The sequence below is a fragment of the Kitasatospora sp. NPDC059673 genome, from assembly GCF_042734215.1.
Classification (GTDB): Bacteria; Actinomycetota; Actinomycetes; order Streptomycetales; family Streptomycetaceae; genus Kitasatospora.
In genome coordinates, this window is the sequence record NZ_JBHWEN010000020.1 from 1 (window position 1) to 18,684 (window position 18,684).

General features: G+C 73.9%; 22 protein-coding genes and 1 pseudogene. 11 read left to right on the plus strand and 12 right to left on the minus strand.

Going from position 1 to position 18,684, the window contains the following annotated elements:
• Positions 1–829: M56 family metallopeptidase (locus tag ACFV18_RS22675; RefSeq protein ID WP_380485926.1), on the minus strand; the 829-nt coding region annotated here is incomplete at its 3' end.
• A complete protein-coding gene (locus tag ACFV18_RS22680; protein ID WP_380485927.1) occupies positions 826–1,194 on the minus strand; it encodes a BlaI/MecI/CopY family transcriptional regulator in 369 nt (122 codons plus the stop codon). The genes ACFV18_RS22680 and ACFV18_RS22675, both read right to left, overlap by 4 nt.
• 188 nt (positions 1,195–1,382) lie before the next feature.
• Here ACFV18_RS22680 and ACFV18_RS22685 point away from each other — a divergent pair, with 188 nt between their 5' ends.
• The 4 genes from ACFV18_RS22685 to ACFV18_RS22700 all read left to right on the plus strand — a co-directional run bounded on the left by ACFV18_RS22685 (position 1,383) and on the right by ACFV18_RS22700 (position 5,248).
• Positions 1,383–2,021, plus strand: coding sequence for a phosphatase PAP2 family protein (locus tag ACFV18_RS22685; RefSeq protein ID WP_380485929.1), 639 nt, complete (start codon positions 1,383–1,385; stop codon positions 2,019–2,021).
• A gap of 96 nt (positions 2,022–2,117) precedes the next feature.
• Positions 2,118–3,239, plus strand: coding sequence for a TIGR03364 family FAD-dependent oxidoreductase (locus ACFV18_RS22690; RefSeq protein WP_380485931.1), 1,122 nt, complete (start codon positions 2,118–2,120; stop codon positions 3,237–3,239).
• Positions 3,240–3,263: 24 nt separating this feature from the next.
• A complete protein-coding gene (locus ACFV18_RS22695; RefSeq protein ID WP_380485932.1) occupies positions 3,264–3,944 on the plus strand; it encodes a phosphonatase-like hydrolase in 681 nt (226 codons plus the stop codon).
• Positions 3,945–4,027: 83 nt separating this feature from the next.
• A complete protein-coding gene (locus tag ACFV18_RS22700) occupies positions 4,028–5,248 on the plus strand; it encodes a glycoside hydrolase family 3 N-terminal domain-containing protein (RefSeq protein WP_380485934.1) in 1,221 nt (406 codons plus the stop codon).
• A gap of 137 nt (positions 5,249–5,385) precedes the next feature.
• Here ACFV18_RS22700 and ACFV18_RS22705 read toward each other — a convergent pair whose 3' ends face one another.
• From ACFV18_RS22705 to ACFV18_RS22735, 7 genes are all read right to left on the minus strand, one after another.
• On the minus strand, positions 5,386–5,943 hold the full coding sequence (locus ACFV18_RS22705) for a DUF6584 family protein (RefSeq protein WP_380485936.1): 558 nt from the start codon (positions 5,941–5,943) through the stop codon (positions 5,386–5,388).
• 51 nt (positions 5,944–5,994) lie between these two features.
• Positions 5,995–6,315, minus strand: a complete 321-nt coding sequence (locus ACFV18_RS22710; protein WP_380485938.1) for a DMT family transporter — start codon at positions 6,313–6,315, stop codon at positions 5,995–5,997.
• Entirely contained in the window at positions 6,315–6,983 is a 669-nt protein-coding gene (locus ACFV18_RS22715; RefSeq protein ID WP_380485940.1) for an HAD family hydrolase, read from the minus strand. The genes ACFV18_RS22710 and ACFV18_RS22715 overlap by 1 nt, the downstream gene beginning before the upstream one ends.
• A gap of 323 nt (positions 6,984–7,306) precedes the next feature.
• Positions 7,307–8,386 (minus strand): ABC transporter ATP-binding protein, encoded by a 1,080-nt coding sequence (locus ACFV18_RS22720; protein WP_380485942.1) that lies wholly within the window; start codon positions 8,384–8,386, stop codon positions 7,307–7,309.
• A gap of 23 nt (positions 8,387–8,409) precedes the next feature.
• Positions 8,410–9,237, minus strand: a complete 828-nt coding sequence (locus ACFV18_RS22725) for an ABC transporter permease (protein WP_380485944.1) — start codon at positions 9,235–9,237, stop codon at positions 8,410–8,412.
• Positions 9,225–10,199 carry an ABC transporter permease gene (locus tag ACFV18_RS22730; protein ID WP_380485945.1) on the minus strand — a complete coding sequence of 325 codons (975 nt, stop codon included), beginning with the start codon at positions 10,197–10,199 and terminating at the stop codon, positions 9,225–9,227. The genes ACFV18_RS22725 and ACFV18_RS22730 overlap by 13 nt, the downstream gene beginning before the upstream one ends.
• A 9-nt stretch (positions 10,200–10,208) precedes the next feature.
• Positions 10,209–11,375, minus strand: coding sequence for an ABC transporter substrate-binding protein (locus ACFV18_RS22735; protein ID WP_380485947.1), 1,167 nt, complete (start codon positions 11,373–11,375; stop codon positions 10,209–10,211).
• A 291-nt stretch (positions 11,376–11,666) separates the two neighbouring features.
• On the opposite strand from ACFV18_RS22735, the gene ACFV18_RS22740 reads away from it, so the two are divergent.
• Complete coding sequence (locus tag ACFV18_RS22740; protein ID WP_380485948.1) at positions 11,667–12,434, plus strand: GntR family transcriptional regulator; 768 nt, start codon at positions 11,667–11,669, stop codon at positions 12,432–12,434.
• A 43-nt stretch (positions 12,435–12,477) separates the two neighbouring features.
• On the plus strand, positions 12,478–12,885 hold the full coding sequence (locus ACFV18_RS22745) for a RidA family protein (RefSeq protein WP_380485950.1): 408 nt from the start codon (positions 12,478–12,480) through the stop codon (positions 12,883–12,885).
• A 67-nt stretch (positions 12,886–12,952) separates the two neighbouring features.
• Here ACFV18_RS22745 and ACFV18_RS22750 read toward each other — a convergent pair whose 3' ends face one another.
• Positions 12,953–13,156, minus strand: a complete 204-nt coding sequence (locus ACFV18_RS22750) for a hypothetical protein (protein ID WP_380485952.1) — start codon at positions 13,154–13,156, stop codon at positions 12,953–12,955.
• A 229-nt stretch (positions 13,157–13,385) separates the two neighbouring features.
• On the opposite strand from ACFV18_RS22750, the gene ACFV18_RS22755 reads away from it, so the two are divergent.
• From ACFV18_RS22755 to ACFV18_RS22765, 3 genes are all read left to right on the plus strand, one after another.
• Positions 13,386–13,571, plus strand: coding sequence for an ATP-binding protein (locus tag ACFV18_RS22755; protein ID WP_380485953.1), 186 nt, complete (start codon positions 13,386–13,388; stop codon positions 13,569–13,571).
• A 132-nt stretch (positions 13,572–13,703) separates the two neighbouring features.
• Positions 13,704–15,098, plus strand: a complete 1,395-nt coding sequence (locus ACFV18_RS22760) for a sensor histidine kinase (RefSeq protein ID WP_380485955.1) — start codon at positions 13,704–13,706, stop codon at positions 15,096–15,098.
• 43 nt (positions 15,099–15,141) lie between these two features.
• A complete protein-coding gene (locus ACFV18_RS22765) occupies positions 15,142–15,846 on the plus strand; it encodes a response regulator (protein ID WP_380485957.1) in 705 nt (234 codons plus the stop codon).
• A 153-nt stretch (positions 15,847–15,999) separates the two neighbouring features.
• Here the strand turns inward: ACFV18_RS22765 and ACFV18_RS22770 are convergent.
• Positions 16,000–16,284, minus strand: a pseudogene (locus ACFV18_RS22770) (phosphatase PAP2 family protein); the annotation flags it as partial.
• Here ACFV18_RS22770 and ACFV18_RS22775 point away from each other — a divergent pair.
• On the plus strand, positions 16,262–16,441 hold the full coding sequence (locus ACFV18_RS22775) for a hypothetical protein (protein ID WP_380486178.1): 180 nt from the start codon (positions 16,262–16,264) through the stop codon (positions 16,439–16,441). The pseudogene ACFV18_RS22770 and the gene ACFV18_RS22775 sit on opposite strands and share 23 nt — an antisense overlap.
• A 251-nt stretch (positions 16,442–16,692) precedes the next feature.
• On the opposite strand, the gene ACFV18_RS22780 is transcribed toward ACFV18_RS22775, so the two are convergent.
• Positions 16,693–18,273, minus strand: coding sequence for a TauD/TfdA family dioxygenase (locus tag ACFV18_RS22780; protein WP_380485959.1), 1,581 nt, complete (start codon positions 18,271–18,273; stop codon positions 16,693–16,695).
• A gap of 277 nt (positions 18,274–18,550) precedes the next feature.
• On the opposite strand from ACFV18_RS22780, the gene ACFV18_RS22785 reads away from it, so the two are divergent.
• Positions 18,551–18,682 carry a hypothetical protein gene (locus tag ACFV18_RS22785; protein WP_380485960.1) on the plus strand — a complete coding sequence of 44 codons (132 nt, stop codon included), beginning with the start codon at positions 18,551–18,553 and terminating at the stop codon, positions 18,680–18,682.
• The last annotated feature ends 2 nt before the right edge of the window (positions 18,683–18,684 follow it).

The window sequence follows — 18,684 nt, forward strand, 5'->3', positions numbered from 1 at the left end:
GCGCGCGGGAGGCGGCCAGCGCGGCCCGGCCGATCGCCCGGGCGGTGAGCGCCCGGTCGCCGACCTCGGCGGCGGCGCACTCGTCGGCCCAGCGCTCCAGGTGGTAGCCGAGCGCGCCGCGCAGCGGCCGCAGCGCCGGGTGGCAGGCGGCGGCGTACTCGGCGGCGGCCAGCAGCAGGTGGTGGCGGCCGGCCAGGTGGGCGCGTTCGTGGGCGAGCAGCGCGGCCCGCTCGGGGGCGCTGAGCGCGGCCAGCATGCCGGTGGTGGCGACGATCCGGGGCGGACGGCCGGGCAGCGCGTAGGCGTCGGCGCGGTCGTCGTCGAGCACGGTGAGCGCGGCGGCGGCCGGGCCGGTGCGGCGCAGCCACTCGCGCGGGCCGGTGCGGCGCGGCCGGTCGGGCCGGCCGGTGCGGGCGCCGGTGGTGGTGGGGCGCAGCCACTCGGGCCGGCCGGTGGGGGTGTCGCCGGTGGCGCGGCGGGCGCGGCGCAGGTCGGCGAGCTGGTGGTGGGCGGTGCGGGCGGCGAGTGCGCCGATCACCAGCAGGGCGAGTGCGGCGGCGGCCGCGGCGGGTGCCCACTGCGTCCCGGACAGTGCGTCGGGCAGGTGGGCGGCGGGGGAGAAGTGGGCGAGCGTGGCGGCGTACGGCAGGTGCAGCAGGCCGGTGACGGTGAGCAGGCCGAGCGAGCCCAGTGCGGCGGTGCCGAGGACGGCGGCGGTGGCGGCCAGGGTGAGTGCGGCGGTGCGCGGGGCGAGCTGCTCGGTGAGCCGGCGGGCCAGCGGGGCGGCGAGCAGCGGCAGCAGCAGCGGGATCCAGACGGCCCAGGTCACGGTTGCTCCCCGAGCAGCTCGCGGAGCAGCCGTTCGTCCTCGCCGGACAGGTCGGAGACGAAGCGGGCGAGCACGGTGGAGCGGTCGCGGCCGCGGTCGAGTTCGGTGCGCATCCGGCGGGCGGCGAGGCCGTCGGCGTCCTGGACGGTCGGGGTGTAGGCGAAGGCCCGGCCCGTCTTGGTGCGGGCGACGGTGCCCTTCTCGTGCAGCCTGGCCAGGATGGTGGCGATGGTGGTGCGGGCCAGGTCGGCGTCGAGCGCGTCCTGCACCTGCTGCGGGGTGAGCGGGGTGCCGGCGGCCCAGAGGACGGCGAGCACCTGGGCTTCGAGCTCCCCCGCCGGCCGACGGGCGGTCGTGTCCGTCATGTCGCGCGAACCTCCGGCGTTCGTCTACAGTCCTGTCGATCGACGTCTACACCACTGTAGACGCCAGGGGGTGGTCCGGAATTGGACCCCCCAAGGTAACGGGAGGTCCGCCAGCCTTGCCCCAGTCAGTGTTCCTCGGAACCGCGAGCTCGCCGCACGCCGCGTCCGTTCTGGTACATGTTGTCCCTGTGACTCCGAACGTTCATCCCCCCGCCCACCTGCTCGCCTACGACGGCAGCGGGATCGACGGCAGCCTCTACACCCGGGTCACCGGGTGGGCCGAGTCCGCGCCGCACTGGTTCGACCAGCTGACCAAGGAATGGTCCGCGTACGGCCTCGCGGTGTTCGCGCTGCTGATGGTGTGGGGCTGGTGGCGGGCCCGGGGTGCCGATTCGGTGGTGATGGCCCGGGTGCTGGCCTCGCCGCTGATCGTGGTCGGCGCGTACCTGGTCAACTCGGTCTTCAAGGGGATGGTCGAGGAGAACCGGCCCTGCCAGCAGATCCCGGGCAGCTTCACCATCGAGGCCTGCCCGCCGCCCGGCGACTGGTCGTTCCCCAGCAACCACACGGTGATCGCGTTCGCCGCCGCCACCGCGCTCTGGTACGCCGACCGCCGGCTCGGCTGGATCGGCCTGCTCGCCGCCGTGCTGATGGGTGCCTCCCGGGTCTGGGTCGGCGCGCACTACCCGCACGACGTGGCCGTGGCCGCGCTGGTCGGCGTCCTGGTGGCGCTCCCGCTGGCGGCGCTCGCCGGACGGGCGGCACCGCTGGTGGACCGCCTGCGCACCGGCCCGCTCGGCCCCGTCCTCGGCGCCGGAGCGGCCTGACCCCTCGCAGGTTGTATGGACAACTCTCGCGGGCGGTTCACCCGCCCGACGGGAGCCGGACGACCTGCGGCCACCTCGCGGCCCGAGCCTGTCCGCATGAAGGTAATCGTCGTAGGAGCAGGCGTGCTGGGCACCATGCACGCCTGGCAGGCCGTCGAGCGCGGCCACGAGGTCGTCCACATCGAGCGCGAGGCCGAGGCCCGCGGCGCGTCCGTCCGCAACTTCGGACTGGTCTGGGTCAGCGGACGCGCCGCCGGCGAGGAACTCGAGGTCGCGCTGCGCGCCCGCGAACTCTGGGAGCAGATCGGCGCCCGCGTCCCCGGCCTGTGGTTCCGCCCCAACGGCTCGCTCACCCTGGCCCGCACCGAGGCCGAACTCGCCGTCGCCGAAGCCGCCGTGAAACTGCCCGACGCCGCCGCCCGCGGCTACCGGCTGCTGGACGCCGACCAGGTCCGGGCCGTCAACCCGGCGCTGCGCGGCACCTTCCTCGGCGGCCTGCACTGCACCCGGGACGGCGCCGTCGAGTCCCGGATCGCCCAGCCCGCGCTGCGCGCCGCGCTGGAGGCCACCGGCCGCTACACCTTCCGGCCCGGACGCGAGGTCCGCGAGGTGGTGGGCGCCGCCGCCGTCCGCGACGACCACGGACAGCTGCACCAGGGCGACCAGGTGATCCTGTGCACCGGCGCCTGGCTCGGCGGCCTGGTCCGCGAACTCGCCCCCGACCTGCCGGTGCGCCGGGTGCGCCTGCAGATGATGCAGACCGACCCGCTGGGCGAGACGCTCACCACCTCGGTCGCCGACGGCGACTCGTTCCGCTACTACCCCGCCTTCGCCGGCCCCGAGCTGGACGCGCTGCGCGCCGCCCAGCCGCAGCCGCCGGTCGCCGCCGAGCACAAGATGCAGCTGCTGATGGTCCAGCGCAAGGACGGCGGCCTCACCATCGGCGACACCCACGAGTACGACCAGCCGTTCGGCTTCGACGTGGTCGAGGACCCGTACGAGCACCTCGCCGCCGTCGGCGAGGCGCTGCTCGGCCGACCGCTGCCGAAGATCCGCCGCCGCTGGGCCGGCGTCTACGCCCAGTGCCTGGACAGCACCCGGGTGGTGCACCGCCAGCAGGTCGCCGAAGGCACCTGGCTGGTCACCGGCCCCGGCGGCCGCGGCATGACCTGCTCGCCCGCCATCGCCGAGACCACCGCCGACCTCGCCGGGCTCTGACACCTTCGATCGCAGAGGCAGAACATGACCACGCACGATGTGACCCTGGTGGTGCTCGACATGGCCGGCACCACCGTCGCCGACGACGGCCTGGTGGAGCTCGCCTTCGACGCCGCCGCCCGCTCGCAGGGTGTCGAGCCCGGCAGCCCCGAACACGCCGGCATGCTGGCGCACGTACGCGCCACCATGGGCGAGTCCAAGATCTCGGTCTTCCGTCACCTGTTCGGCGACGAGGACCGCGCCCGGGCCGCCAACCTGGCCTTCGAGGCCGGCTACGAGAACCTGGTCGACCAGGGCCGCTGCGAGGCGCTGCCCGGCGCCGCCGAGGCGATCGCCGAACTGCGCGGCCATGGCCGGAAGGTGGTCCTCACCACCGGTTTCTCCCGCACCACCCAGGACCGCATCCTGGCCGCCCTCGGCTGGCAGTCCCTCGCCGACCTGACGCTGTGCCCGGCCGACGCGGGCCGTGGCCGTCCCTACCCCGACATGGTGCTCACCGCGCTGCTGCGCACCCGCACCGACTCGGTCCGGCAGATCGCGGTGGCCGGCGACACCGGCTACGACATGCTCACCGGCACCCGGGCCGGCGCGGCCGTGGTGGCGGGCGTGCTCACCGGCGCCCACGACGAGGCCCGGCTGCGCGCCGACGGCGCCACCCATGTGCTCGGCTCGATCGCCGAACTGCCGGCGGTGCTGCGCGGCTGACGTCCTGCTCAGCGGCCCCGGGGCGACGTCCCGGGGCCGCCCGTGGGCTGGCCCGGTGACAGTTCGCGTGCTTATCTGACGGTATGTCGCTCTCATTGAGGTCGGTCGGCCTGCTCACGCTCGGCCTGGCGCTGGCCGCCGGCTGCGGATCCCCCGGCAACAGCCCGTCCCCCAGCCCCACGACCAGCAGCGCCGAGCCGGCCACGAGCGAGCAGCCGGCCAGCCCGTCGCCGTCGCCGTCCAGCCCGTCGCCGTCGCCGTCCAGCCCGTCGCCGTCGCCGACCTCGGCGCCTTCGGCGGGCGCCGCCGACCTCGCCGGGCAGCGGATCGTCTACTCCTACCCCGGCACCACCCCGCCCGCCGCGCTGCTGCAACGCATCCGCGAAGGCCGGGTCGCCGGAGTGATCTTCTTCGCCGAGAACGTCGGCACCGACCCGGCCGTCCTGCGCACCGCCGTCAGCCAGCTGCGGCAGGCCGAACAGCAGGCCCCGCACCCCCGGCCGCTGCTGCTGATGACCGACCAGGAAGGCGGCCTGGTCCGGCGACTGCCCGGCGGGCCCGCGCAGTCCGCGAAGGACGTAGGCCGGGCCGCCGACCCGACCGCCGCCGCCACCGCCACCGGCGGCCAGGCCGCCGCGACGCTCGCCGGCTTCGGACTCAACCTCAACCTGGCGCCCGTGCTCGACGTCTTCCGCACCCCCGGAGACTTCGCCGACAGCGCCCAGCGCTCGTACAGCAGCGACCCGGTGGTCGTCGGCAAGCTCGGCTCCGCGTTCATCAAGGCCCAGCAGGGCGCGGGCGTCGCCGCCACCGCCAAGCACTTCCCGGGCCTCGGCAGCGCCCCCGCCGGGGCGAACACCGACGAGGAGCCCGTCACCCTCACGGTTCCGCTGAACCAGCTGCGCACCGTCGACGAACGCCCCTACCAGGACGCGGTCGCCGCAGACGTCAAACTGGTGATGCTCTCCTGGGCGGTCTATCCCGCCCTCGACCCCGGCACCCCCGCCGGGATGTCGGGCCCGATCGTCCGCGACGAGCTGCGGGGGCGGCTGAACTACCAGGGCGTCACCATCACCGACGCGCTGGAGGCCAAGGCACTCGACCCCGTCGGCAGCACCGGCAAGCGGGCGCTGGCCGTGGCCTCGGCCGGCGTCGATCTGATCCTGTGCTCCGCGCGCGACGTCGCCCAGGGCGACCAGGCGGCCGCGGCGCTGGCGGGCGCGCTGGACGCCGGGGACCTCGACCGCGACGGGTTCACCGCCTCCGCGAACCGGGTGGACACGCTGCGCGATTCGCTCAAGTAGCGGACGGGGTAGGCGAGTTCAGGCCAAGTGGTCGGTTGGGGGAGATACCCCAGTGTGGCGGGTGGGGCGTCAACCGGGCCGCCGGGCACGGGTGTTGTCGGTCCGCCGGGCGGGTTCCTTCGACCGCCGCGGGGTGCTCAGCGGAACACCAGGACGATCAGGGCTGCGCCGCAGGCGACGAACAGCGCCAGGCGGAACGCGGCGACACGCATCGGCATCTCGGGTCGGTGCGGGGCGAACTGCGGTTGGGGCGGCCGCCGTTGGAGCTGGGGCGGCATCGGGCGCGGCGGGCGGGGCGGGCCCGTTGTCGCCGCGTCGTCCGGGTGGTCGGGCCAGGTCGGCGGGGTGCCGGTGGCCTGGCGGTGCAGGGCGGCGAGGCGGCGGCGGGCGAGCGGGGTCGGCGGCGGGTTGTGTGCCGGGTCGGGCCAGCGCAGGACGGACAGCCGCCGGGCCGGGGTGTGGAACCGGCGCTCGAAGGCGAGGAGTTCGTCCGTGGTGAGCGACTCGTCCAGGTAGTTCCAGCGGCCCGCCTCGGCCGGCTCGCCGTGCAGGCGGTACACGGCGGCCAGGCGGTGGCGCGCCGTCAGGTCGGTCGGGTGGTTCGACACCAGGCTGCGCAGCCGCCGCCGGGCCATCGGGACGCGGCCCGCCGCGAGGTCGGCGTCGGCGCGGGCGAGGGCGGCGGGCAGGGGCATGACGGGATGCTGGCCGAGCCGTGGTGCGGAGGTCAATCGGGTTCGGGCAGGTCAGTGCGTGGAGCGCAGGTTGAGCAGGATCACGCCGGCGATCACCAGGGCGATGCCGCACCACTGGAGACGGCCCAGGGACTCGCCGAAGAAGGTGGCGCCTATGGCCGCCACGGCGGCCGTGCCCGCGCCGGACCAGACGGCGTAGGCGACGGAGACCGGGATGTGCCTGAGGGCGCGGCCCAGCAGGAGGAACGACAGCACGTAGCCGACGGCGACGGCCAGGCTGGGCCACAGGCGGGAGAAGCCGTCGGTGAGTTTGAGCAGGCTGGTCGCGCAGACCTCGCCGGCTATCGCGAGGGCGAGCAGCAGGTACGGCATCAGGACGCCGGGGCGGCGCTGAGGGAAGCGAGGAAGCCGAGGTCCGCGTGGACCAGGCTGTCCAGCACCGTGATGCCGTCGGCGGCCGGGATCGGGACGGTGGACGGCACCGCGAGGACGGCGCAGCCGGCGGCGTGCGCGGAGGCGACACCGGTCGGGGTGTCCTCGACGGCGACGCAGGCGGCCGGGGCGAGACCGAGACGGTCGGCGGCGGCCAGGTACGGGTCCGGGGCGGGCTTGGTGCGGGGGGTGTCCTCGGCGGCGAGCGTGGTGGCGAACCAGTGCGGGCCGAGAGCGCCCAGGACGAGATCGACGACGCGGCGCGGGGAGGCGGAGACCAGGGCGGCGGGGATCCGCGCGTCGCGGAGCGCGGCGAGCAGGGCGAGGGCGCCCGGGCGGGGGACGATCTCGGCCTCGACCTTGGCGGCGAAGGCGTGGTTCAGGTGCTCGACGAGTTCGGACTCGGGGCGGGAGGTGCGGCTCGCCCGGTGCAGGTGGGCGGCGGTGTGCTCGACGGCCTGGCCGAGGACGTCCGGGAGGTCGGCGTCGGTGAGGGTGAGGCCGAGCTCGGCGGCGAGTTCCGCTGCGGCCTGCCACCAGAGGTGCTCGGTGTCGACCAGGGTGCCGTCCATGTCGAACAGGACGGCGGCGGGGTGGGATGCAGGCATGGCGGTACCTTACGTGGGCATGTCGGGCGCCGACGAGAGGGCTGCGTGGCGCGGGGCGCGAGTGGCTGTGGGCGGGGAGGGCGACGCGGGGTGCAAGTGGCAGTGGGCGGGCGGCTTGGGGCTCGTTGCCTTCCGCTCCGCGCAGTTCTCCCCCAGCCCTGGCGGGCCGGGAGGTGCCCCCACGCGCCCCTGGCGGGGCGCGGAAGTTCAGAGCGGGCGAGATTGAGCGGCGGGTCGACGGGTCGGCGATCCTGCGCGAAGCGGACGGGTGCGACCTGGCAGCCGCGTGCCAGCAGCCTCTTCCTCCGTGCCCCGACCGGCCGTCAGGACGCGCGGTCTACGAGGACGGGGCGGGTGGGGAGGGTGAGGGTGGCGTGGGTGCCGAGGGGGAGGGTGGTGGCGGTTTCGGTGGGGAGGTCGGACTTGATTTCGGTGCCGTCGGGGAGGCGGACGGTGAGGCGGGTGACGGCGCCGAGGAAGGAGGCGGCGATCACCTGGGCGGGGCCGTCCGTCGCGGGGGTGAGGCCGACGTTCTCGGGGCGGACCAGGACGTGCAGCTCGCCGGCGGCGGGGAGGGTGCCGTCCACGGGGTGGCGGCGGCCGAGGACCTCGACCTGGCCGTCGGCCGTGCGCACGCACGGGATGCGGCTCATGGTGCCGACGAACTCCGCGACGAACGCGGTGGCCGGCCGGGAGTACAGCTCGGAGGGCGTGGCGCACTGTTCGAGCCGGCCGGCGCGCAGGACGGCGACGCGGTCGGCCATCGAGAGGGCCTCCTCCTGGTCGTGGGTGACGAACAGGGTGGTGATGCCGAGTTCCTGCTGGAGGCGGCGGATCTCCTCGCGCAGGGCGAGGCGGACCTTGGCGTCGAGGGCGGAGAGCGGCTCGTCGAGGAGGAGGACGCGCGGCTGGAGGGCGAGTGCGCGGGCGAGGGCGATGCGCTGCTGCTGACCGCCGGACATCTGGTGCGGGTAGTGGTCCGCGCGCTGCGGGAGGCCGACCAGTTCGAGCAACTCGTGGGCGCGCCTGCGGCGTTCGGCCTTGGCGGCGCCGCGCATGCGCAGGCCGAAGGCGACGTTGTCGGCGGCGGTGAGGTGCGGGAAGAGGCTGTAGGACTGGAACACCATGCCGGCGTCGCGCTTGTGGGCGGGGATCCGGGTGATGTCCTCGCCGTCGACCAGCACCTCGCCGGAGTCGTGGGTCTCGAACCCGGCGAGGATGCGCAGCGCGGTGGTCTTGCCGCAGCCGGACGGGCCGAGCAGGGCGAGGAGTTCGCCCGGGTTGACCGTCAGGTCGAGTCCGTCGAGGGCGGTGGTGGTGCCGAACTGCCGCCGCAGCGAGCGGAATTCGACGGTGGCGCTGGTGGTGGTGCCTGCGGTGGGGGCGGCGGTGGCGGTGCTCATGGGGTGGTGGTCTCCGGGGAGGCTCAGGAGGCGGTGGCGGTCTTGTGGCGGCGCTCGCGGCCGGCGGCGGCCAGCAGGAGCAGCAGCACCCAGGTGATCAGCAGGCTGAGTACGGACACCGCGACGGACATCTGGCCCTGGCTGTTGCCGACCGAGTAGATCCACACGGCGAAGGGCTGGTAGCCGAGGATCGAGGCGGTGGTGAACTCGCCGAGGACCAGGGCCAGGGTGAGGAAGGAGGCGTTCAGCAGCGCGCCGCGCAGGTTCGGGAGGATCACCTGGACGACGGCCCGCGGCCAGCTCGCGCCGCAGTTGCGGGCGGCCTCGACCAGGGTGCGCACGTCCACGGCGCGCAGGCCGGAGTCCAGGGCGCGGTAGGCCAGCGGCAGGGCCATCAGGACGTAGGCGATCACCAGGACCAGCGGGAACTGCGGCTGCTGGATGAACACGAAGGTCTGGAAGAACGGGGTGTCCATCAGGTGGTCCGGGCCCCAGCGGAGCACGCCGATCAGGCCGGCGGTCAGCGCGACCGGCGGCACCACCAGCGGCAGGGTGCAGACCACTTCGAGCAGCGGGCGGAGCTTCGGCGAGCCGAGCCGGACCGCGATCATCGCGGGCACCAGCAGGAGCAGCAGCACCACCACGGTGACCGCGGCGAGTTCCAGGGTGAGCACCAGGCTGTCGGTGAAGCCCGGGGCGGACAGCAGGCCGGTGTAGGCGTCGAAGGAGATGCCGTTCCGGTCGTCGATGGAGAACCACACCGAGGCGGCCATCGGGATCAGGAAGTACAGGCCGGCCAGCAGCAGGACCGCCCCGCGCCAGACCCGCAGACGGGAGATCAGCTGAGCCATCGTGCACTCCGGCGCTGGAGGGGCAGGTAGACGGCCATCACCAGGACGGCGACGATGATCATGTCCAGGCTGAGTGCCAGCGCCAGGTTGCCCTGGCCGACCAGCACGTTGCCGGACAGCGCGTCCGCGATCTGACGGCTGATCAGCGGCACGGTGGCGCCGACCATCGCGGCGGCGGTGGCGTACGCGGCGAACGCAGAGCCGAACAGCAGCACGAAGCCGCCGAGCAGCGACGGGAACAGGATCGGCAGGGCGACGTGCCGCCAGTACTGGAGGCTGGTGGCCCGGTTGTTCTGGGCGGCCTCGCGCCACTGGACCCGCAGGCCCTCCAGCGCGGGGGTGATGGTGAGCACCATCAGCGGCACCAGGAAGTACAGGTAGACGACGGTCAGGCCGGTGAAGCTGTACAGCGACCAGCCGTGGTCGGTCAGGTGGAACATCTTGGTCACCTCACCGGCGTTGCCGAGGGTGGCGACGAACGCGAACGCCAGCGGCAGGCCACCGAAGTTGGCGAGTACGCCGGAGGCGGTCAGCACCGCCTCGCGCAGCATCCGGAAACGGGAGGTGAGGACCGCCTGGGCGATCGGCACGCCCAGGACGGTGCCGAGCAGCGCGGTCAGCGCGGACAGCTTCACGCTGGAGAGCAGCGCGGTCCAGTACGCGCCCTGCACCGACTCGGTGAGGTTGGCGGTGGTGAACGAGCCCGCGCCGGTCTCCGCGTCGCTGGAGACGGTGAACGCGCCGGTGACGATGGCGACGGCCGGCAGGCCGAAGCCGATCAGGAAGAACACCAGCAGCGGGACGGTGGCCAGCCAGGCCTTGCCGCGCAGCAGGCGGCGCCCGGCGGGCGACGGGGTGGAGTCCGAGGGGGTGTGGGGTGTCGTGGCGGCGTCGGCGGCCCCCGGGCCGCCGCTGAGGTCAGCGGCGGCCGGGACCGGCACCGGGGTGGGAGCCGTGGTCATGTCGGTCGATCAGCCCTGGATCGCCTTGGCCCAGTTCTCGGTCACGACCTTCTTGGCCGCGTCGATCTGCTCCGAGGTGGGGAAGGTGGTGAACGGCTTCTCGATGGCCGGCAGCTTGGCCGCGGCGGCGGTGTCCAGGGTGCCGTCCTTCTTCATGGCGTCGAACAGCGCCGGGGTGGCGTAGCCGCCCAGGAAGCCGTTCTGGCCCTCGGCCGAGTACAGGTACTCCATCCACAGGCGGGCGGCCGCCGGGTGCGGGGCGTCCTTGTTGATGGCCTGGTTGTAGAACTGGGCGTAGGAGCCGTCGGTGGGGACGGTCACCTGCCAGTCGAGGCCCTTGCCCTTGAACTCGTCGGTGTAGCCGGCGTTCAGGTACGACCAGTCGATCGAGATCGGGGTCTCGCCCTTCTCGACGGTGGCGGGGGTGGACTCGACCGCGTTGAAGTTGCCGGACTGCTTCAGCTTGGCGAAGAAGTCGATGCCGGGCTGGATGTTGTCCAGCGAACCGCCGTTGGCGAGCGCGGCCGCGTACACGCCGCCGAACGCCGAACCGGACTTGGTCGGGTTGCCGTTCAGCGCGACCTGGCCCTTGTACTCGGGCTTGAGCAGGTCGGCGAAGGTCTTCGGGCAGTTGGCGACCTTCTTGGCGTCGCAGCCGATCGAGATGTAGCCGCCGTAGTCGTTGACCCGCAGACCGGCCGGGTCCTTCATGGTGTCCGGGATCTTGTCGAAGTTCGCGACCTTGTACGGGGCGAGGAGGCCCTCCTTGGCGGCGGACAGCGCGAACGCCGAGCCCAGGTCGAGCGTGTCGGGCGCGCGGTCCTGGCCCTTGCGGGACTTGACCGCGTTGATCTCGTCCTGGCTGGAGCCGTCCGGGTTCTCGTCCTCGATCTCGATGCCGTACTTCGCCTTGAAGCCGTCCATCAGCTTGCCGTAGTTGGCCCAGTCGCGCGGGAGGGTGATGACGTGCAGCTTGCCCTCCTTCTTCGCGGCGGCCACCAGGCCGTCCATGCCGCCGAAGTCGGCCAGCGAGGTGGCGGTCTTGGCGTTGCCCGAACCGCCCTTGGCGTCACCGGACTTGGCGGCCTGGCCGGCGGAACCGCAGGCGGAGAGGGAGAGCGCGGCAGCGGTCAGCACGGCCGCGAGGGCGGCGGCGCGGTGGCGGTGCACGGTCACGGGAGGGTCTCCTGGAGGAAGGGGAGCTGCAGAGATCACGAGAGGTGTTCGATGCGTGGCGCGGTGTCGGTCCTGGCCCAAGTTGGCCAGCCAACTTCCGTCGCCCGAGCTAAGTACGCCCGAGGCCGGTGACGGGAAAGTGAACGGACGGCCCAGCGCAGGGGGCGGCTGTCGGAACGGTCGCGCCCCGCGTGGGGCGGTGCGACAGCAGCGGCTACAGTCAATGGTGTACGCGCGATCACAGCGCGGACACGGCCCAATCTCCTTACCAGCCAAGGGAAATCGACGCACGTGGCATCCGACCAGGACAGCGCCGCCGGCTCGCTCTACCGCAAGGTGGCCGCCGACCTGCGCGAAGCGATCACCTCCGGCTCGTTCGGCGACGCCGGCCGACTCCCCGCGGAGGGCGCCCTCGCCGAGCAGTACGGCGTCTCCCGCGGCACCGTCCGGCAGGCCCTCGCCCTGCTGCGCGCCGACGGACTGGTCACCTCCCGCCGCGGCACCCGCCGGGTCGTCCTCGGCAGCGCCCGCGTCCAGTCCTTCTCCGAACTGCTCTCCTTCACCCACTGGGCCCGCTCCATGGGCGAAGAACCCGGCGGCCGACTGGAATCCATCGTCCGCCGCCCCGCCGACGCCGCCGAACGCGAACAACTGCGCCTCGAACCCGGCACCGAGGTCTACGCGATGCTCCGGCTGCGCACCCTCTCCGGCACCCCCGTCATGGTCGAACGCACCGTCTACCCGCCCCGGGTCGGCGAACTCGTCGCCCAACTGCCGCCCGACGCCGTCTCGCACACCGAACCGCTGCGCGAACACGGCATCCTGTTCAGCGACGCCGACCACACCATCGACGTGATCGGCGCCAACGCGGACGACGCCCGGCTGCTCGGCTGCCGGCGGGGCAGCCCGCTGCTGCGCGAGAAGCGGCGGACCACGGACCCCACCGGCACGCCGGTGGAGTGGTCACAGGACCGGTACCTGCCCGGGACGGTGGCGTTCTCCATCCACAACTCGCTCGCGTCCTCGGCGCTTTCGCGGCACGCGCGGGAGAACGACTGAAATTCGGGTGCGTCCGGTCGGCTTCGCGGTGCACCATCCGGGGATGACCGAGATCACCCGCATCAGCCCCGCCGAGCTGCACCCCACCGGCGGCTACGCCCACATCACCGTCGTCGAGGCCGGGCGCACCGCGCACCTGGCCGGGCAGTGCCCGATGGACCGCGAGGACGTGCTGGTCGGCGAGGGCGACCTGTTCGCCCAGATCGACCAGGTGGTGGCCAACTCGCTCGTCGCGCTCGCCGCTGTCGGGGTCGGCCCGGAGCGGGTGGTCCGTTCGGTGATCTACGTGGTGAGCGACCGCAGCGAGGTGCTGGCAGCCGCCTGGGACCACCTGCAGGCCGGTCCGCTGGCCCCCGCGTTCGCCACCGCCAGCACGCTGCTGGGGGTCACCGCGCTCGGCTACACCGGGCAGCTGGTGGAGATCGACCTGACGGCGGCACTGACCGACTGACCGGCGACCTGGTGGCTGTCCGGCTGCCGCGGCGGAGCACGTCGCCGGGGGCGCCGGTCGAGTAGCGCTAGCTCCGGGACAGGACGGTGTCCGTCCAGCGGCGGAGCAGGGTGAGCAGGGTCGACACGCGGCGGACGCCGCCCGGGAAGGCGGGCAGCAGCAGGACGGCGGGCAGGCAGGCCGTGGTCACCAGAACCACGGGCAGCAGGGCCAGGGCCACGACCACTGCGCGCTGGCCGGCGGCCAGCTGTCGGACGACTGCGGTGAACATCAATGCGCCTTTCGCTGCGGGGGGTTGAGGGTTTCTCCTAGTCTTCGACGCAGGTCGAGGGTTGCACCAGGCGCAACGGGTTGCCACTTCCCGGCAACGGCCGGGGAGGGGAGCCCATGACACTCGAACCGCAGGGCGGCGAGCCGGAAGCCGCCGCCTTCACGGCCTTCCTGGGGCAGTTGTTCCAGGCCCTGCGGATCTCGCTCAACTGGTCCGCACCGACCGGCTGTTGGTCGAGGTCAGCGACGACGACCACGAACTCCCGTCCCTGAACGACGACGATCCGTACGCGGACAGCGGCCGCGGCCTGCTGCTGGTCAGCCGGTTCGCCGACCGCTGGGGAACGTCCCGCAAGGCGGTCGGCAAGGTGGTCCGGTTCGAGCTGGCGGCAGGGATCGACCAGGAACGGGAGTGACGGGCAGCACCGGCTCCAGGACGATGCGGGGCGAGGGCGAGCAGGCCGTTGTGCAGTTCTCGGTCGGCTGGTGGCTGGGGCATGACTTTCGGCAGATTCGCCGGTGGGGGCGGTCGCCGTAGGGTCGTGGGCATGCGGATGAGTGGGGCGGCGCTGCCGGTGGGGGCGGCGGGGTGTGTCGGGCTGGGTGTGACGAGCCTGTGGTGGGTGCTGCCGGCGGTCGGGTTGTCGTTTCTGGCGGGGCTGCGGACGGAGCGGGTGCGGCCGGCGGCGGTGGTGTTCGCCGTGCTGGTGGCGGGTGGGGTGCTGGTGGTCGGGGCGGTGCCGTCCTGGATCCTGCTGGGGCTGCGGTTCGTCGTGCTGGCCGTGTGCACCGGGATGGGGCCGTGGTTGTTGGGGCGGTTCTGGCGGCAGTCGCAGGAGTTGGTGCGGGCGGGGTGGGAGCGGGCGGAGCGGCTGGAGCGGGAGCAGCAGTTGGTCGCCGAGCAGGCCCGGTTGCGGGAGCGGGCCCGGATCGCGCAGGACATGCACGACGCCCTCGGGCACGATCTCAGCCTGATCGCGCTGCGCGCCGGGGTGCTCAAGCTCGCCCCCGACCTGGCTCGGCCCCACCGGGAGGCAGTGCAGGAGATCCGGGCGGGTGCGGCCGCCGCCGTCGATCGGCTCGGTGAGGTGATCGGCGTTCTGCGCGCCGGGGAGGAGGGCGACGCGGCCCGCGGACCGGCCGACTCGGACATTCCGCACCTGGTGGCGGAAGCGGCCGCCGCCGGCCTGGACGTCCGTTCGGAGATCACCGGTGGGCCGGACGGGCTTCCGCGGGCCGCCGAGCATGCCGCGTACCGGGTGGTGCAGGAGGCGCTGACCAACGCCGCCAAGCACGCCCCGGGGGCGGCCGTCGTCGTGGAGGTGGCGTACACGGCCGAGGGTGCCCGGCTCAGGGTGGCCAACGGCGGCGCCCCCGGAGTGCCGTCGGCGGCCGGTGGCGGGCGGGGCCTGGTCGGGCTGGCCGAGCGGGTGCGGCTGGCCGGCGGCAGTTTCGCGTACGGGCCGGGGACGGACGGCGGGTTCGAGGTGGTGGCCGAGCTGCCGCGCCGTCCCGCCGGGCCCGTTCCGGCGGGGCCCGCCGCCCTGCCGTCGCCGGTGCGTGAACTGCGGCGGGCCCGGCGCAAGGTCGGCCGGACGCTGGCTGCCGTGGTGCTCGTCCCGCTGGCGACGGCCGTCCTGCTGACCGTGGCGCTGCGGGTGTGGACGCTGTACGTGGTCAGCCTGTCGGTGCTGGACCCGGAGGTGTACGCCACCCTCCAGGTGGGGCAGGATCAGGCCTCGGTCGAGCGGGTGCTGCCCGGCCACCGGTTGCCGTACCGGCCGCCGGGCGGGCCCTCGACGCCCGCGCCGCCGTCCGGGGAGGGCGTTTCGTGCGTGCACTACGCCATCACCGCCCAGCTGTTCGTGGACCGGGCGGGCGATGCGTACCGGCTGTGCTTCCAGGACTCCCGGCTGGTCTCGCGCGACGTGCTCGCCTCCTGACCGCCCGCCACCGTCCCGATCGAAAGACCGACAGGAGCAGACGATGACCACCGCACCGATCCGGGTGCTGCTCGCCGACGACGAGCCGATGATCCGCGCGGGGCTGCGCGCCGTGCTCGCCACCGACCCGGGCATCGAGATCGTCGCCGAGGCCGGGGACGGCCGGGAGGCCGTCGAACTGGTGCGGCGTCACCGGCCGGACGTCGCCGTGCTGGACATCCGGATGCCGGGGACGGACGGCATCGCGGCCGCCGCCGAGATCCGCCGGGGCGGCCTGACCACCGGGCTGCTGATGCTGACCACCTTCGGGGAGGACGACTACATCCTGCGCGCGCTCAGCGGCGGTGCGAACGGCTTCCTGATCAAGTCCGGCGAGCCCGAGGAACTGCTCGCCGGGGTGCACGCGGTGGCGGGCGGGGCGGCCTACCTCTCACCCAAGGTGGCCGCCCGGGTGGTCGCCCACCTGGCCGCCACCGGGGCCGGCGGCCCCGCCGGCCGGCGCGCCGGGGCCCGGGAACAGGTGGCCGCCCTGACCGCCCGGGAACGGGAGGTGCTGACGCTGGTCGCGGCCGGACTGTCCAACGGCCGGATCGCCCGCCGGCTGGGAGTGGTCGAAGGCACCGTGAAGGCCCATGTGAGTTCCATCCTGGCGCGACTGGGGGTGGCCAACCGGGCGGCGGCCGCCGTCCTCGCCCACGAAGCCGGGCTGACCCTCGGCGCGGGCTGCGCGGGCGGTCCACGGGACTGAAGCCGTGCCGGGGGCGGGTGGCGCCGACAGCAGCCACCCGAGGACCGGCACCCCGGTCAGGGCCGACACGGCGCGGGTGACCGCCGGACGCAGCGTGAGCACCACGGCCGCCGTGACGGTGCCGCCGAGCGCGGCACCGGCGAGCACGTCGTGCGGGTAGTGCACCCCGGCCGCCACCCGCAGCGCGGCCGTGGCCCCGCCGACGGGGACGGCGAGCAGCGCCCAGCGCGGGCGCAGCAGCACCAGCCCCGTCGCCAGCGCGACCGCCAGGGTGGCGTGGTTGCTGGGGAACGACCAGTCGCCCGGCGGCGGGCAGTCGGCGACGGCCGTGCCGGGCAGTGCGGCCAGTGCCCGGCAGGGCCGTTCCTCGTCGAGGAACACCTTCAGGACCTCGCTCGCCCCGTAGGCCAGCACCGTGCCGAGCCCGACCAGCGCCACTCCCGCGACCGCCCCGGCGGCCCGGCGGGCCCGGGCCGTCCACCAGCAGAACGTCAGCAGCAGCCCCAGCACCAGCAGCCCGGCCTCGGTGGCCGGCGCCGGCAGCGAGGCCACCGCGTGCGGGGTGTCGCCGACGGCCTCCACCACCCGCCGGTAGCCGTCGGCCGACCACCCGGCCGACACCCGCACCGGCCCCGTCCCGCCGTCCTGCGCCGGTGCCAGCAGGGCCACCACCCCGGCCCCCGCGCCGAGCACGGTCGCGGCGAGGACGGGCCTGGCGGCGGCCCCTGCCCTGGATTTCCTGTGCGTGTACGTCATGGTCCGGACGGTAGGAGTCGGGGACCCTGTTCCGCCCGGCCCGAAAGTCAAGCGGCACCCCTGACGATGGTCGGGGTTGACAGCGCCGCCTCAGCTCATCAATTCCAGGAGCAGCGGTCGGAATTCGGCGAACGCCGGGGTGTTGGCAGCCGCAGGGTCCTTCGCGGCTTCGTCCCAGCGGCGGACGGCGACCGCGTCGGCGGCGGAGGGGTGGGCGGCGAAGGCCTCGGCCTCCTCGGGGGTCATCGGGCCGCCCTGCAGGCCGAGGGTGTGGACGGAGGCGGGGGAGAGCTCGGCGAAGTAGTCGGGTTCGGTGGTGCAGAGGTAGCGCTTGGCCGGGACGTGCAGGCGGACGGGCTCGGTGACGGTGGCGGGGAAACAGCGGGAGAGCCAGCCGGCGGCCGTCTCGCCGTGGCGGTTGTCGGTGCCGGCCATCAACTCCAGGCCGCTGCCGTGGAAGTGGCCGATGTCGTGGAGCAGCGCGGCGGCCACCAGGGCCGGCGGGGCGCCTGCGGTGCGGGCCAACTCGCCTGCCTGGAGCATGTGTTCGGCCATGGTGACGGCCTCGCCGAGGTACTCGCCGGAGCCCTCGCCCGCGAACAGGGCCTCCAGCTCGTCGAGGACGGCGAGGTTGCGGCGCAGCACCGAGAGGGTGGAGGAGAGCGAGTCGAGGTCGGCGTAGCAGCCCTGGAGGTGGCGGCCGCCGGCCCCTTCGAAGGCGGTGCGGGCGTGCAGCAGGCGGGTGTTGTCGAAGATCAGGCAGTCGCCCGGGCCGAGCCGGAACTCGAGCCGGAGCTCGGGGCGGAGGGTGATCGCCGCGAAGCGGCGGTATGCGGCGTAGAAGGCATCGAGCTCCGCGCCGTGGAGCGTGCGCAGGGTGTCGATGGAGCGGTTGTTGAAGCGGATCTCGCGGATTGCGCCGCGCGGGTCGAGCCCGATCATCGGCAGTTCGGCGGCCAGGTCGGCGGTGCGGTCCCGGTAGCGGAACGGCACGGGGGTGCGGGCGAGCAGCGCGAAGGCCTCCGGGTCCTCCTCGCGCAGCAGGGCGGCCGCGCGGAAGCCGTCCACCAGGCCGGAGTCGCCGCCGGCGGCGTCGTTGCGCAGGCAGTGCAGCAGTTGGAGGGTGGGGACGGGGTCGCGGTACGGGTTGTCGGTGTGCGGGGCGATGGCGGCGTCGGTGAACGCGAAGTTCACCGCGTCGGGCTCCACCCGGACGTCGAACAGCTCGCCGTAGTTGGTGTCCCGGACGTACCCGAAACTCCGTGCCACGGCGAGGACTTGGCGCTCCTCGACCGGGACGCCGCGGAGCACCGCGAAGCCGGAGCGGCGGACGGCGGAGAGGACGGCGATCTTCTCCTCCGGGTCGGCCAGGTAGGCCGGCCAGTCGGCCTCGGGCAGGCCGCGGGCGAAGTCGGCGGCCTCCCACAGGCGCTTGCCGTGCTCGGTGCGGTGGTCGCCGTCCTGGTCGGGCGCGTCCCAGCCGGCCGGGTGGAAGGAGCGGTGGCCGTCGGACCACAGTACGCTCAGCCCGCGTTCGTCCTGGGTCGCTTCGGTGGCGGTCAGGCCGTCCGGCAGGTCGCCGATGTGGAACCGCTTCTGCCCGCTGCGGGGGTTGCGGCATTCGGTGCACGGACAGTTGTCGCGCAGCCAGTAAGGGTTGGGGACGGACATGGGAGCAGCCTCCGGTTGTACAGACAACTTCGCGGGGCTGCTCAGCCAAATGCCCGCTTGCGTCCGCCGGTTGCCCGGCCGGTGAACGGTCGGCCACCGGGAGCCGAACCCTGTCCGTGCCGTGGGCCGGCGTGCAGGCCATGACCCTCGACCTGGTCCGCGACCTGCCCAGTGCTCTCCGAGACGCTGTTCGACGACAGCGCATACGTGGGCGGGGGAGAGGTCGATCCGAACCGACTGACCGGCTGGACGGAACTGCCGCACGTCCACGCCCGGCGTGGACACCCGGTTCTTCGCCCGGCCGGACGCCCTGCTGATGCTCCAGGAGGGCGCCTGGCTGGCCGTCCGGGCCTTGGACGAGGAAGCGCTGGACGCGGTGTGCGAGGCGCTTCCGTCCTTCGAAGTCTGACG

Bases quoted from the DNA above. Each gene is read 5' to 3' on its own strand.
- ACFV18_RS22680 (WP_380485927.1), bottom strand. From the start codon at position 1,194: ATGACGGACACGACCGCCCGTCGGCCGGCGGGGGAGCTCGAAGCCCAG.
- ACFV18_RS22690 (WP_380485931.1), top strand. From the start codon at position 2,118: ATGAAGGTAATCGTCGTAGGAGCAGGCGTGCTGGGCACCATGCACGCC.
- ACFV18_RS22695 (WP_380485932.1), top strand. From the start codon at position 3,264: ATGACCACGCACGATGTGACCCTGGTGGTGCTCGACATGGCCGGCACC.
- ACFV18_RS22700 (WP_380485934.1), top strand. From the start codon at position 4,028: ATGTCGCTCTCATTGAGGTCGGTCGGCCTGCTCACGCTCGGCCTGGCG.
- ACFV18_RS22705 (WP_380485936.1), bottom strand. From the start codon at position 5,943: ATGCCCCTGCCCGCCGCCCTCGCCCGCGCCGACGCCGACCTCGCGGCG.
- ACFV18_RS22710 (WP_380485938.1), bottom strand. From the start codon at position 6,315: ATGCCGTACCTGCTGCTCGCCCTCGCGATAGCCGGCGAGGTCTGCGCG.
- ACFV18_RS22715 (WP_380485940.1), bottom strand. From the start codon at position 6,983: ATGCCTGCATCCCACCCCGCCGCCGTCCTGTTCGACATGGACGGCACC.
- ACFV18_RS22720 (WP_380485942.1), bottom strand. From the start codon at position 8,386: ATGAGCACCGCCACCGCCGCCCCCACCGCAGGCACCACCACCAGCGCC.
- ACFV18_RS22725 (WP_380485944.1), bottom strand. From the start codon at position 9,237: ATGGCTCAGCTGATCTCCCGTCTGCGGGTCTGGCGCGGGGCGGTCCTG.
- ACFV18_RS22730 (WP_380485945.1), bottom strand. From the start codon at position 10,199: ATGACCACGGCTCCCACCCCGGTGCCGGTCCCGGCCGCCGCTGACCTC.
- ACFV18_RS22745 (WP_380485950.1), top strand. From the start codon at position 12,478: ATGACCGAGATCACCCGCATCAGCCCCGCCGAGCTGCACCCCACCGGC.
- ACFV18_RS22750 (WP_380485952.1), bottom strand. From the start codon at position 13,156: ATGTTCACCGCAGTCGTCCGACAGCTGGCCGCCGGCCAGCGCGCAGTG.
- ACFV18_RS22760 (WP_380485955.1), top strand. From the start codon at position 13,704: ATGCGGATGAGTGGGGCGGCGCTGCCGGTGGGGGCGGCGGGGTGTGTC.
- ACFV18_RS22765 (WP_380485957.1), top strand. From the start codon at position 15,142: ATGACCACCGCACCGATCCGGGTGCTGCTCGCCGACGACGAGCCGATG.
- ACFV18_RS22780 (WP_380485959.1), bottom strand. From the start codon at position 18,273: ATGTCCGTCCCCAACCCTTACTGGCTGCGCGACAACTGTCCGTGCACC.